This window comes from Paraglaciecola mesophila KMM 241 (genome assembly GCF_000315015.1).
Classification (GTDB): domain Bacteria; phylum Pseudomonadota; class Gammaproteobacteria; order Enterobacterales; family Alteromonadaceae; genus Paraglaciecola; species Paraglaciecola mesophila.
In genome coordinates this window covers 12666-26238 of record NZ_BAEP01000005.1, presented here as the reverse complement: position 1 = coordinate 26238, position 13573 = coordinate 12666, and the positions used below count along the sequence as shown (strand labels likewise).

Below are 13573 nucleotides of genomic sequence, written 5' to 3'. Positions count from 1 at the left end.
TCGATACACATATATCGCATAGTGGTTGAATTGAACTGCTTAGAGCGAGTCACAAATAAAAAAAACAGGACGGGCACATAAAAATGATAAAAATTAATCGAATAACAGCGAGTTTATTGACGGTACTGGCAGGCGCTATCTCGCCGGTTGCGATTGGCCAGACAGCTGACGCTCAAGCACAAGCAGGGCCTGCGCTAGAAGTGATTGAAATCACTTCTCAGAAGCGGGTGCAAACCTTACAAGAAGTGCCCGCGACGGTAACGGCTGTTTCTGGTGCCCTACTTGATGAATATGGTATCGATGACTTGTTCGAGATGGCAGATTTAGTGCCAGGCATGGTGTTTTCACGTGCGCCCGATGACGGCTTAGCACTGACATTGCGCGGTTTAGGTACGCCTGCTCGTACACAGTCTTTTGATCAATCGGTTGCCTTATTTCAGGATGGTATGTTCGTTGGAAAAGGGCGTATGTACTCAGCAGCTTTTTTTGATGTAGAGCGCATTGAGGTTATTAAAGGAACGCAAAGTACGCTATTGGGTAAAAATACCAGTTTGGGCGCCATAAGTGTTATTTCTAAAAAGCCCAGTGATGTGTTCGAAGGGAATATAAAGGTGGCTCGAGAGTTCGTCAATGACGGTTGGACGGTCGATGGCGGGCTGGATATGCCGTTGGCTGATAATTTTAGTGTGCGCATAGCCGGCCATTATGTGGACCAAAACGGTTGGGTTGAAAATCTAGCTACTGGGCGAGATGTGCCAGAAGATAACGACACTGGGCTGCGTATTACGGCGCTATATGAACCCACAGATTCAATTACCGTGACGGGGGTTTATCAACACTCAGACAGTGAGCGTATTGGCAATGGTTATCAGTTTGTTGATAACGGTAATTATTTCAGCGATGACGTGTTGGCTGTCATCGGTGAAGCGCAACTAGATGACACCAAAAGCGCGGTATGTACACAGTGCCCCAACGAAGAGAGTTACCACGATACCTCCGTTGATTCATTCAATTTAACCGTTGAAAAAAGTCTGGATGATTTTACGCTCACCTCTATTACCTCTTACGCTGAATACGACATTTTATTTTATGACGACTTTGACTTTGGCAATGCCTTTGACGAGTTGACCTACGTCACTACAGGTGAAGTTGACTATTACAGCACGTACTTTAAACGGGCAGAAACCTATGATCAGTTTTCACAGGAATTTCGATTAGCCTCAGAGGGGAGAGACGACTTTGATTATATGATGGGCTTGTTTTACTTTCAGAGCGATTGGGATTCTTTAGAGGAGCAATTTTATAATACTCCCAACTTTCCACCGGATAACGCAGGCCAGTTGTTTAATGGGTCTTTCGGCAATGATTTCAAACAGCAAACAGACACGCTGTCTGCGTTTATTCAATCAGATGCGTATCTGTCTGACAAATTAACGGTCTCTGGTGGTTTACGTTATACAAATGAAAGCAAAGACGTACAGTTTGATCGCATTCAAGGTGAGCTTGCAACGCTTTGGAATACGGTGGTGAATCCTCCGTTTGAGTCTGACTTAACATTTGATGACAGTTTTTTAAATGGCAATGTGAGTGTGAAATACGAGTGGTCTGATAATACTGTTGTTTACAGCTCCTATGGTCTAGGGAGCAAGACAGGAGGATTCGCAGAGTCTGCTGAAGTGAGCAGCGCAAATCCGTCATTAAACGTTGAAGATGGCGGGGCACGAGTGGCGACTGAAGAAACGCACACTTATGAGGTAGGCTCGAAGATGGTGCTATTAAACAACAGCATGAACCTTAATATTGCTTTGTTTTATACCGACATCGATGATTTTCAAGAAACCTCATTTTTAGTCACAGGTACCAGTGCCAGTTTTATTACTCAGAACACAGATGTGAAATCAAAAGGATTTGAAATTGACAGTAAATGGCAAGTTACCCAAGATATTCAATTAAATGGAGCGCTCACCTTTGCCGATTCAACCCATAAAGATGACGGCAGCGATTTAGCGCAAGCGCCAAAGTGGACCGGCAATATTGGTTACCTCTACACCAGTGAGCTCGAGTCTTGGGATATGCATCTGCGTTCAAGCGGCTCTGTGCGCTACCGAGACAGTATGTTCAGTCAAATAAATGAAACTTACGCGTCAGATAGTTTAACCACGTTAGATTTTACCCTAGGTTTATATTCTAACGACGATACTTGGGAAGTGATGTTGGTGGCGCAGAATCTCACAAATGAACGGGCAAGTGATTTTAGCGGGCCGCCGGCGGCACCCATAGGCGCTATTTTAGGTGCTCCAACGGGAGATCAAGGTATTACGTCAGAAACATTGAATACACAACGTACGATTAAACTGCAATTGAGCTACCATTTCTTTTAATCGCTACAGAGTTTAAATTACCAAAGGTATTTTAAGGGTCATTTTTACTGAGCTAATAAAGCGCCGTTTTAATTTACGTGCGTTAAAATTTATAACACCCAATATTAACTAATAGTATTGGGTGTTTTTTTATACTTCTGTTTTTTAGTTATTCAATCTTATTATTTAATTCGATAGTGTGAGATTTGATAGATTAAAATTTGAGTTTTATTCACTCATTCACTATTTTTAATGAAAGATAAATTAATTTACACATTGTAAAGGTTTAAATGTTTTCGTAAACGAATAAAGGATTAGTTATGGAAAACGCAGAAAATAACATAAACCCTCTTTTTTCTTTCACATTATCAAAAGTTGCGCTGGCTTTTTGGCTAAGTACATCGTCAACAAGTTATGCTGCACAGAATATTCCGAGCGACGTTAAACCCGTTAATCAATACGAGACTGAACTCGAACGGCAGCGCATTTTATTAGCCAAGCAAGGTGAGAAAATAGAAGCATTAACGCGCATGGTGAATGCCCTTATGGCCAATAGTCAGGCAACGGGGGCGGATAAAAACTCAAATAAAAGCCCGAATAAAGGTACGCCGTACAATGTGGCAGGTACTAACACATCAACAGCGAAACCTAAGCAACCTATGCCAACGCAATCAACAACCCCGAATGTGGCGCAAAACAAGCCCGTTGGTCAAGCCCCACCTAAGTCGTCAAATACGATTGACGCCAGCGCCATTCCTGAATTAGGAGATACCTTTAGCGGTGTGTTATCAGGGAAAGGCACATTCGTCTTAGAGCCTTCTTTTGGCTATTCATATACAGATAACAATCGGGTTTTCTTAGATGCTTTTTCTTTCATACCTGCGTTAGTTGTGGGCCTTATCGATCTGCGAGAAATTAAACGACATAGCTTTATCGGCAGTATTTCAGCCCGTTATGGAATAACTGAGCGCTGGGAAGTCGATTTAAAAGTGCCTTATCTAGCACGAAGCGACAGCCAGCGGTCACGACCTGTCAGTATAGGAGTGAGTGAGGATGAAATTTTTAATGCTGACGGTCATGGGCTAGGGGACATTGAAGTGTCCACTCGTTATCAACTTAATAACCCAAAAGACGGAGGCCCCATTTTTGTCGCAAATCTTGTGGCGACTATTCCAACTGGTACTAGCCCATTTGACGTTGAATTTATGCAATCGACCCCTGGAGCGGTATTTCCCACAGAGCTGCCAACAGGCTCGGGTTATGTGAGTATTCAACCTAGTGTTACTGCAATTTATGCGACTGATCCCGGTGTGTTTTTTGGAAATTTAAGCTATGGATACAACATGGACACAGACGAGGAGGTAGGAAATGTTGACCCAGGTGACAGCGCAGGTATCAGCTTCGGCCTTGGGGTATCGTTGAATGAACGGGCATCCATGAGTCTGAGTTATTCTCATAAACATGTGTTGAAATCAAAGATCAACGATATAAAAATAGACGGAAGCCAGCTTGATATTGGCCAATTGATTATCGGTTATTCGTTTCGATATTCGCCCTCCACAAACGTGAGTCTTTCATTGGCGATCGGTGTGACGGATGATGCACAAGACACACGTTTGAACTTCAGACTGCCGGTGACGTTTTAGTCTTCACCAATTTAATCGCGAGATGCACCTATTCATTCAGTCATGCGCCTTGTTCAAGCCCTTTTGCACTCTCGCTGAGTGATCACTTATTAACGTTGAATGCTAGTAGGTGTTATTGGTGCGCTATGGCGTTAAAGTAAGTGTTATATAACTGCTCTTGGGAAAAGGCTTGTTTTGCATGTTCTAGGTTCTTTATTGTTATATCAATATTGGTTATTGCCGATAATGTTTGGTTATCCAATGTGTTCTGTAATACGGTATTTAATGTATTGGTAGGCAAAATAGATTGTAAAGAAAATTGGTCTTTGCTTAGTAACGCAAAGTCTTGCGGGGTTTGAAAATAGGAATAACTGGCTAGTTCGCCGTTTCTGAATATGCTTTTTTGAAAATTTAAATCCACCACCACGCCATTACCCAGCACAAACCCTGCGCGAAGCTCTGCTAACGCGCTTTCTGCAACTGGCTCCCAATGAGTATGAGCAGTGAATTCATTAGCCGAAAGGGCGTGAGTTCCATAGGTGCAGATTGCCAAGAAAAGTACGCTAATAACGCTAAAGTGAGTCGTTACAGTGCGAATGGCTGCTGGCATATTCATATGAGTCCTTCACTTAAAAGTCAACGCTGGAGGGCTGTAATACGTTAAATAGCCCTAGGCTGGCATGGTCGATGGCCAAACCTAAGTTTGCCCTAACGAGATGATCATTTTGTTGATCGTTCTTGTAATGATTAACGGCTATGTTCTTTTGGTCTTGTATAACAAACACTATTCGGTCTCCCCACATCTGTTGAAAAGCATCTATTTTTATCGACTTTAAACCGACTGCTGGATCTCCCACTAGCACCTCGGAGTCATTACTGCCTTTGATGATCACGAAGTGCATATAACCGTTGTTATTGATAATCGTAATGGCAGGAAGCTGCGCACTGGCTAATTGTTCAAGGGTGATTTTGAAACCATTTGCGTTATAGCCACGACGGGATAGATAGTGTTTCATATCGAGTAAGGAGAACCCTTGATGCTTAATTTTTTCTTTGTTGCCATGTTCGAACATGTCTTTAAACACGCTTAATTCATTCACTTGGTCATCGTAATGGAACGATAATAAGCTTGCTAACGTGGCTGAGCCACAGCTGAAGTCGTATTGCTGTTTATAAATGGTTTTAAAGCGTAACTCAGCAATACTGAAAACTTTAATCGAAAATTGGCCGTTAAAATCTACCAAGCCGCCAAAAACAGGGTAAGTCGTTAATAGCATTATCAAACAAAGTAAAAGTCTCATGTGTACACCTATTCATCCGTTAATTAGGGGCAATGGTCACTGTGATAATGGTTGAGTCCTGAATAATGACATTGTTACCGGTATTTTGAATAATCGAAAAAACACCAGCCGCTTCATTGAATGAGCCGCGGTCAATCGTGTTATTTCCGGTCACACTATTTGAATTGTAATTGTTGGTAAGTACAGCCTCTAAGTGGCTGCTGTTTGTCACATCTACCACACCGCCCATGCCACGTTCTTGCTCTAAATCTTCAAGCAAAACCGGTAGTATTTCATCTATATTTGCTTGTGCAGTTGCACAAAATGAAACCAATAAAAGTAACGGTAACATAGATAATACACAGGTAACTCTCGATAATATCTTCATGGCTCGTATCCTTATTAATAAGTTACTGGCGTATTTGCCAGTAACTTATTTATCCTTAAAATGAAGCCTACAATAAGGGGCTTATTGTGGGTTCACATTGACATTTCCTTGGAAGGATACTTGCTGCTGAGCTAAGGCATTGTGTCCTAAGTTTTGCACGTTTTGGTTAATACCAGCTGTTCCATTGAACGTATCAGACATAGTATTGTTACTAGCAATGGTTGACTGATTATCAAAGCTGTATGTGACGTAGTTGCCTGTTACTGTGCCAGTCAAGTATGAATCATTGACACTGTAGGTCGTGGTGGCCACACCGCCGTTATTCGCTGCAGATGTTCCCCAGCCTTCTGACCAGGCCGAGCTACTGTCGCTATTATCACTGTTATCACTGTTGTCACTATTATCGACAGAGGCTGTGCTACCACCATTAGCAGACGCTCCGCCTTCGGCAGCATTAGCATAACTATTGTCGCTGTTATCGCTGTTATCACTGCTGTCGCTATTGTCTACGGTTGCTGTGCTGCCACCATTAGCAGAGGCACCACCTTCGGCTGCATTAGCATAGCTATTATCGCTATTGTCACTGTTGTCTGAATTATCTGAGTTGTCAGAATTGTCAGAGTTATCAACATTGGCGGTGCTACCGCCATTGGCAGATGCGCCTCCCATGGAAGAGTTAGCATAGCTGTTGTCAGCGTTATCAGAGTTGTCTGAGTTGTCGCTATTGTCAGTACTAGCAGTACTACCACCATTGGCTGAAGCGGCACCCATCGCATTGGCTCTGGCCATGCTGTTGTCGCTGTTATCACTGTTGTCTACCGATGCGGTACTAGCACCATTTGCGGCTGCAGAGCCCATCGCACTGGCACTTGCCATGCTGTGGTCTGAGCGGTCAGAGCTAGCGGTACTGCCGCCATTGGCTGCTGCGTCCGATGCTGACGCATAGCTGTTGTCGCTATTATTAGAATTATCAGAGTTGTCGCTGCTGTCTGAATTATCAGAACGGTCACTCATGGCGGTGCTGCCGTTATTTGCAGTCGCCTCGGTGCCCATAGCATAACTGTTGTCACTGCTGTCTGAGCTTGAGCTATCTGAATTGTCAGAATTGTCGCTATTATCGGAGTTATCAGAATTGTCACTGTTATCTGAGTTATCAGAACGATCAGTCATTGCCATACTGCCGTTATTTGCCGCAGAGTCGGTTGCCGACGCATAGCTACCATCACTCTTATCGCTATTATCGGAGTTGTTACTATTGTCTGAGCTGTCGGAGTTATCGCTATTATCCGAGTTATCAGACTTGTCGCTGTTATCCGAATTATCTGAGTGATCAGTCATCGCCATACTGCCGTTGTTCGCGGCGGTATCGGTTGCGGTCGCTGAGCTGCCATCGCTCTTGTCACTGTTATCAGAGTTATCGCTGTTATCCGAGTTATTAGAGCGGTCTGACATGGCCATGCTACCGTTGTTAGCGGCAGAATCGGTAGACGAGGCGTAGCTGCCATCGGATTTATCACTGTTATCAGAGTTATCGCTGTTGTCGGTTGCGGCCATACTGCCATTATTTGCTGCAACTTCAGACCCTGAGGCAGAACTTGCGTCGCTGTTGTCAGAAGAGTCAGTGCTGTTGTCGGTATTGGCGGTAGAGTTCTCATTTGCCGCAGCTGAAGAGTCTCCGGTGCTATCAGCACTGGCTGTCGCTGTTTGGGAATCAGCAACTTCGTTTGCGGTGTTGGTTGGATTTGCCCACACACTGGTTGCTGAACCGAGTATGATAGCCATGCTTGCTGCTAATAAACTTTTATTAAATGATTTCATCTTTTATGCTCCATTAAAAAACGATTGGTTACCATTCACTGCTCATCACTCTGAAAATAGCAACGCCTTAATATTCAAATTATGAAAAAGGAAATTGAACATTTATCTTGTTCTTAATCTCCCGCATCAACTGTAGTTAACTGGAAACTATAAATTCCATTAAACACAGATTAAATTAACCTCAAAAAATGCTTTAAGGGTCAGTGTTGGCTTGGTTTTTTAATTTTTAGGTAAAATAAACTCTCTTTTTTTGAGCGGTATAGATCAGTTTTATTTATCGAAATTTTAACTTAAAGAAATCTTGTTAATTAGTATATAAACAATGAATGAACATATTTTTTGAATGAATGCTTATGTTAGTGCTAAATAATTAAAAAATTCTGCACATTAACATGTCGGTTTTTTTTACATGAAAGGCTGATGACAATAATTAATATAATTAAGGTGTAGATTAAGTGTCAGTATTACTTAATGTTAATTTAAGTGGTTCGGTTATTGCTATCCTCTGAGGGCTACGTGAATTAATCAGACATTTCAGAATAGGATTCTGTTTTATTTACTCAAATTAGGCTGTCTTGTGAGTAGGGTCCATCTGGTTAAGACAATTAAAGGATGAGATCATGACGCTTACTCAAGCACAGCAAGGCGTGCTGGTGATATCAAACGACAGCTTTTTAATCGGTTTACTCACAGGTATCAGCATTGCCAATAATTTTTCATTTCGCTCTGTTTCACCGACGCATCCACTCAATATTGAAAGCGTCAATCATGTATGTAAGGTGGTATTGATCGATTTGCGAGCGGCATCGGCACAATCAATGGCATCGCATCTTCAAGTACTGCAGCAAATTCATATTCAATCAGAGATCCCCATATGTGCTATTTACCGCAAAAGTGACGCAGGATTTCATCCGCACTTATCCTGGGTAAACTATTTTGACGAGACGGATTTAAGTGGCCGTTTAGACAGATATCTCAGTCAGGTTATTGCAAATGACAGTCATCAAAGGGAAGAGAGACGCAATAGTGAACGGCGAAATGCTATTGATAGACGTGGTATTCCTGCGATATTTGGTTCTGTGAAAAGTAACTTACAACCAATGGTACTTAATAGCGCAATGCTAGATGAAGAAGAGCAGTACGTGGTTGGACCATTTGTCATAAATCACAACTGTAGAACGGTATTTTGTCAGGGCAAAGATGTGATGCTAACCAGCAAAGAGTTCAAATTGTTTACCTTGTTAGCGCAAGTGCATGACCATGTTTGCAGCACCGAAAAGATTATTGAGAAACTATGGCCAGATACGAGGCGCGCAAACAAGTCGGATTTATATCAGTATATGCATTTACTGCGGAAAAAAGTCGAAGTAGACCCAGATAACCCCAGATGGATCCTCACGGTCAAAGGGGTAGGCTACCGGTTGAATACCAACGAGTTTCTTTTATAGCAAATGTGACACTAAGGCCTATATAGCAGCGCTAGGCTTTCATTGTCAGTTTGTTGCGTCCAAGTTGCGTAAGCAGCGCAGCGACCTTTTGTTGTAGGTGGATTTTAAATGCGTTCACCGTTGGGCTGAGTAAGCGCCTTTCAGCACAAATTAAATTAAGGGGAAATGTTTCGCCTTGCCAACCATCTACATCAAGCTCAATCAATCGCCCTTGTATTAGGTCTTGAACGATATCCAAGTGAGACTTTCTAGCAATGCCTTTTCCGGCAATGGCCCATTTGCGTGTGATGTCGCCATCTTTACATTGCCGATTACCGGTTACATCTATGCTGGTGTTTTTGTTGTCTTTATTAAACACCCAGCGGGTATGCAAAGTATCATTGTGTCCGTGACATAAACAATTGTGTTGCGTGAGTTCTTGCAACGTTTTGGGCGAGCCAAAATGTTCAATATAACTGGGTGAAGCACACAATACCGGAACATTATCAGGGGCGATAGGGATGGCAATAAAGCCGGAGTCTTTTGGTTTGCCGTAACGCAGGGCTAAATCGACTGGCTGACTATATAAGTCCGCTGGGCTGTCAGATAACTGCAGTCGTATCTCCAATTTTTGATGTAGCGCCATAAACTCATCAAGCCACGGCAGTAGTAAATTTCGTCCTAAATCTGAAGGGGCTGAAAGCTGAATCACACCGCTTAACTCTGCATCTTCACTGTGCATTTGTGTGGTGGCTTCATCCAAAATAGCAAGAGCGTCAGTGCAATAGCGTAAAAACTGTTCGCCTTTTTGGGTTAATCGCAGGTTTCGAGTAGAACGAATAAATAATAGAACACCAAGATCGGCTTCTAAACGTTTCAACGAAGCGCTAACCACAGCAGGAGACAAGTCCATTTTTCTAGCGCAAGCCGATAAGCTGCCTTGTTGTGCGGTTTCACAGAATATTCTTAAATCATGCAGGTTTTTCAAAGGGCATTCTTCACTTTCAATATGATTTTGAAAGTTTTCCATAACACGGTTTTATTATCAATGTATCGATAGTAATAAAATACAGTTGAAAATCAAATTCGTGTTGAAGGGATAAGGCTAGGGGCTAGAAGTTGAGCGTTATAGCAGGGTGTAGCCTCACTACGCAGGGCGAAGTGACGGAAGGAAGAAATAGCTCACTGAGGGCGATACCCTCAGTGAAACATCAGGCAATAAGTTAACCCATATTAGGGTTCAATATATACTTACCGCCAGTTGATTTAGCAAAATATTTAACAACCGTTTGCGGGGTTAAGGCTTCTTCAAAGGTCAGCTCGACGCTTGATTCTATCGCAAACGTTGTGTTGATTTCATCTGCTACGCGTTGATGTAATTCAGCCACTTTGCTGGCATCTAATTTGCCTAAGAAGCGCATCAATAACCAACCGCCGACGCTCCACGTCATGCCAAACGCGCGATTGAGTGTGGTAGGTGAGAAATCAAGACCGCCGTATATGTACACTTGTTTGTTATCCAAGGAGCCGTAAGTATTGAATCCTGTAGCATCTTTGCTACCTACCGCTTCCATAGCAGATAAAATATCACTTGCTAGTTCTCCGCCGCCAATTGCATCAAATGCGAGGGTTGCACCCGTTGCATCTATCGCTTTGTACAAATCTTTTTTGAACGTCTCGCTAGTAGAATTAACAACGTATTTAGCCCCTAGCTTTGTTAGTAAATCTACTTGTTCTTGTTTACGAACGATGTTGACCAACTGTACGCCTTCTTTGAGGCAAATTTTATTCAGCATAATGCCTAAGCTTGACGCTGCAGCGGTATGTACTAATGCTTTATGCCCTTCCATGCGCATGGTTTCAACCATACCCAATGCCGTTAACGGATTAACGAATGACGAGGCCGCCGCCAATGGCGTCGTATCATCGTGATGTACAATGCAGGCTTGAATAGGAACGCAGCAATACTGGGTGTAACAAGCGCCCGTTAACACAGCCACTGTTTTGCCTAATAATGCTTGAGCTTTTTCGCTATCACCAGCAGCCACAACCACACCGGCACCTTCATTGCCGATAGGCAAGGTCTGGTCTAATCGCGATTTAATTCGCGGTAACATACCCGGGTGTACAGGAGCAGTTAGGGTTGTTTTGTCATCGCTTAGCGTTGCTTTTGATAGATCCGCCGGACCAAACATGGGCCACATATCAGACGGATTGATTGGCGCTGCGTGCATTTGCACCACTATCTCATGGGGTTTTGGCTTAGGTACGTCGACCTCTTTAAGCGTGATATTGAGTTCGCCTTGTGACGAAATATGGGTAAATAGTTGTTTGGTTTTATTCACTTTTTTGATCCTGTCGTGGTTTTCTTCGAAAACGACAGACAAAATCGTTGCTCGAAGAGATGATGAATGAATTGGGTACAAAAAATTAACATGGGGATTGAAGACGTACGAGTCAATAGAAATGTTACATGATCATCACTGTGATAAATTATTCGCTTAGGACGATTTTTGCGAGGTCAACACGGTTATTTTGTTAGTGTGAGCCGAGTCCTCAAAATATTGTGCACACTGCTCAATAAGGTTCAACGTCGGTTGGTCAACCTTTTCAATGCCCACCCATGCATTGCGTCCGATTTTTTTGGCTTGATATAAGCATACGTCAGCTAGGGCTATCAAGGTTTTCCAATCTGTTTGCTGGCTGTGTTCTAAAATCGGCGGATAACACACATAACCGATAGAGCAGGTGTAATGAGACTTTACCTTATCTGAAAGGCGAAATGCATTAGCACTGACTTCATTAAGTAAGCGCTGAGCTAATAAAGGCGCGTCACTGCGATCTATAAAACGCGCAATCCCAACAAACTCTTCACCGCCCCAGCGGACCAAATAATCTGATTGCCTAAATACACGTGCTAGGCGCTTTGTAAGTTGCTGTAACACTTCATCACCAACATGATGACCGTGTTCATCATTCACCCGCTTGAAGTGATCCATATCAATCATGAAAACGACAATATCCCCTTGTTGAGGGGAGGGGGTTTTACCATCTCGCCAATCATTATAGAGCCGCTGACTTTTTTCCAAATCAGCCACTATATGATTTTCTAAAAAGCGCCGATTGTTGATGCCAGTAAGCTTGTCGGTTACGCTAATGGCTTCCATTTCCTGATATGCGGTTTGTAACTCGACATTTTTCTGGCTCAATTCAAGCGTGCGAAGTGCCACTTCTTCGGTAAGTCGCTTGTTTAATCTGCGCTGGGAAATACGACCGTATACAAGGGCAAATAAAATGACACTGATGACAATTGACGCTAGCCAAACGTTTCTGCTCCATTTTGCTTGTTTCAAAGTGACTTGAGATAGCGCCTGTTCTTTTTCCAATAATTTAATTTGTTGTGCACGGCGCACGAATTCTGTTTGAGATTGCAATGTCGCTATAGTTTTAATACGAGTGGTGTTGAGTATTTCATCATCTAACTTTTTTTGATAAAGCAGTGCATTAAAGGCTTGTCGAAGGGCATCTTCCTGCAGATACACTTCTACCCGCAACGCTTCCAGCAGTGCTTCGTCATGGGATTCATTATTATCTTTGGCTTGCATTACCCCTGCATCAATATGCTGCAACGCCAATTCGGTGTCTTCGTTAAGTAAGGCTAGCTGTGCAGATGTGCGATAAGCATCGACCAATAAGCTCTTATATTGCTTATCATTTGCCCGCTCGATAACACCGTTTAACATGGTGCGAGAAAGGATCAAATTACCCAAATTCATTTCTAAGGTGGCCATGGATAATATTGCCCAATCTGTGTCTCTTGGGGCTTCAATTTGCTGAAATAGTGTCAAAGCTTCTGTTAAGTGATATCTAGCTTGCTCATAATCGGCGAGTTGAATGAACTGGAAGCCCACTTTATTGTGACTATAGGCAATGTACTTCTTATCCCCAGAGGCTAAATCTATTTTGAGAGCGTCTTGAAAATAAGTGAGAGCGAGTTTGTCATCTCCCATCAGGCGACGAAGATCGCCAAGGTTATAAAGGGCGCTGGCGATGCCATTTTTATCATCCAACTCATGATGTATTTCTAATGCACTTTGATGTGCTTGGGCTGCACCTTCCAGGAGTCCCATCTTCTCCAGCACCAGTCCTATACTATTATAGGTAGATGCGACGGCAGAAGTATCATTTTGTTGCTGACTGATTTGCATCGCTGTATAGATGTATTCTAAAGCCTGAGGGTAATTAGATTGGTAGCGAAAGGTCAATCCGAGCTGACGATATGCTCTAGCGAGTCCGGCCTTATCGCCTTGTTCTTGATACAAATTAATGGCTTTATTTAACAAGTCATGTGCGGGCGCATAAAGATTGCGCTCCATGGTATTCCTTGCTTGTTCAAAATACACATCAGCGAGTGCTAAGGCGTCGTCTTTGCTAACGGCTAGCTGCTGAAACTGCTCGGTGAGCGCTTCGGCTTTGTTCATTTTGCCTTGCTTACGGGCAAGCTCAATAGCACGTTTAAGTGGATTGATTTCGGTATAAATAGGAATTGGGTCGACGTGAAAAGGGTTAACACCTACTTGAGCTGAAACACGGCCTTGGCATAGCAGTACGCACAAAAAAATAGCACTTTGCTGTGCTAGTTGTTTCCTCCAATCCAAAATGAACTCCGTTTACA

At 42.9% G+C, this 13573-nt stretch carries 10 protein-coding genes; 3 read left to right on the top strand and 7 right to left on the bottom strand.

Features of this window, described 5'->3' with window-relative positions:
* The first annotated feature begins 83 nt into the window (after positions 1 to 83).
* A complete protein-coding gene (locus GMES_RS01660; protein ID WP_006990810.1) occupies positions 84 to 2381 on the top strand; it encodes a TonB-dependent receptor in 2298 nt (765 codons plus the stop codon).
* Positions 2382 to 2680: 299 nt separating this feature from the next.
* Entirely contained in the window at positions 2681 to 4006 is a 1326-nt protein-coding gene (locus tag GMES_RS01655; protein ID WP_006990809.1) for a transporter, read from the top strand.
* Between the two features lie 112 nt (positions 4007 to 4118).
* On the opposite strand, the gene GMES_RS01650 is transcribed toward GMES_RS01655, so the two are convergent.
* The 4 genes from GMES_RS01650 to GMES_RS01635 all read right to left on the bottom strand — a co-directional run bounded on the left by GMES_RS01650 (position 4119) and on the right by GMES_RS01635 (position 7471).
* Complete coding sequence (locus tag GMES_RS01650; RefSeq protein WP_006990808.1) at positions 4119 to 4601, bottom strand: hypothetical protein; 483 nt, start codon at positions 4599 to 4601, stop codon at positions 4119 to 4121.
* 13 nt (positions 4602 to 4614) lie between these two features.
* Entirely contained in the window at positions 4615 to 5286 is a 672-nt protein-coding gene (locus tag GMES_RS01645) for a C39 family peptidase (protein ID WP_006990807.1), read from the bottom strand.
* Positions 5287 to 5305: 19 nt separating this feature from the next.
* Positions 5306 to 5653, bottom strand: coding sequence for a hypothetical protein (locus tag GMES_RS01640; protein ID WP_039986265.1), 348 nt, complete (start codon positions 5651 to 5653; stop codon positions 5306 to 5308).
* Positions 5654 to 5734: 81 nt separating this feature from the next.
* A complete protein-coding gene (locus GMES_RS01635) occupies positions 5735 to 7471 on the bottom strand; it encodes a hypothetical protein (protein WP_006990805.1) in 1737 nt (578 codons plus the stop codon).
* Positions 7472 to 8091: 620 nt separating this feature from the next.
* On the opposite strand from GMES_RS01635, the gene GMES_RS01630 reads away from it, so the two are divergent.
* Positions 8092 to 8919: a winged helix-turn-helix domain-containing protein gene (locus GMES_RS01630; protein ID WP_006990804.1), complete on the top strand. Its 828-nt coding sequence runs from the start codon at positions 8092 to 8094 to the stop codon at positions 8917 to 8919.
* A 31-nt stretch (positions 8920 to 8950) separates the two neighbouring features.
* Here the strand turns inward: GMES_RS01630 and GMES_RS01625 are convergent, their stop codons facing one another.
* From GMES_RS01625 to GMES_RS01615, 3 genes are all read right to left on the bottom strand, one after another.
* Positions 8951 to 9886 carry a LysR family transcriptional regulator gene (locus GMES_RS01625; RefSeq protein WP_039986306.1) on the bottom strand — a complete coding sequence of 312 codons (936 nt, stop codon included), beginning with the start codon at positions 9884 to 9886 and terminating at the stop codon, positions 8951 to 8953.
* A gap of 235 nt (positions 9887 to 10121) precedes the next feature.
* Positions 10122 to 11243 carry a zinc-binding dehydrogenase gene (locus tag GMES_RS01620; protein WP_006990802.1) on the bottom strand — a complete coding sequence of 374 codons (1122 nt, stop codon included), beginning with the start codon at positions 11241 to 11243 and terminating at the stop codon, positions 10122 to 10124.
* 156 nt (positions 11244 to 11399) lie between these two features.
* Entirely contained in the window at positions 11400 to 13556 is a 2157-nt protein-coding gene (locus GMES_RS01615; RefSeq protein ID WP_006990801.1) for a tetratricopeptide repeat-containing diguanylate cyclase, read from the bottom strand.
* Positions 13557 to 13573 lie beyond the last annotated feature (17 nt).

Excerpts from the sequence above, each read along its gene's own strand:
- GMES_RS01645 (WP_006990807.1), bottom strand. The coding sequence starts at position 5,286 with ATGAGACTTTTACTTTGTTTGATAATGCTATTAACGACTTACCCTGTT.
- GMES_RS01650 (WP_006990808.1), bottom strand. The coding sequence starts at position 4,601 with ATGAATATGCCAGCAGCCATTCGCACTGTAACGACTCACTTTAGCGTT.
- GMES_RS01630 (WP_006990804.1), top strand. The coding sequence starts at position 8,092 with ATGACGCTTACTCAAGCACAGCAAGGCGTGCTGGTGATATCAAACGAC.
- GMES_RS01635 (WP_006990805.1), bottom strand. The coding sequence starts at position 7,471 with ATGAAATCATTTAATAAAAGTTTATTAGCAGCAAGCATGGCTATCATA.
- GMES_RS01660 (WP_006990810.1), top strand. The coding sequence starts at position 84 with ATGATAAAAATTAATCGAATAACAGCGAGTTTATTGACGGTACTGGCA.
- GMES_RS01640 (WP_039986265.1), bottom strand. The coding sequence starts at position 5,653 with ATGAAGATATTATCGAGAGTTACCTGTGTATTATCTATGTTACCGTTA.
- GMES_RS01655 (WP_006990809.1), top strand. The coding sequence starts at position 2,681 with ATGGAAAACGCAGAAAATAACATAAACCCTCTTTTTTCTTTCACATTA.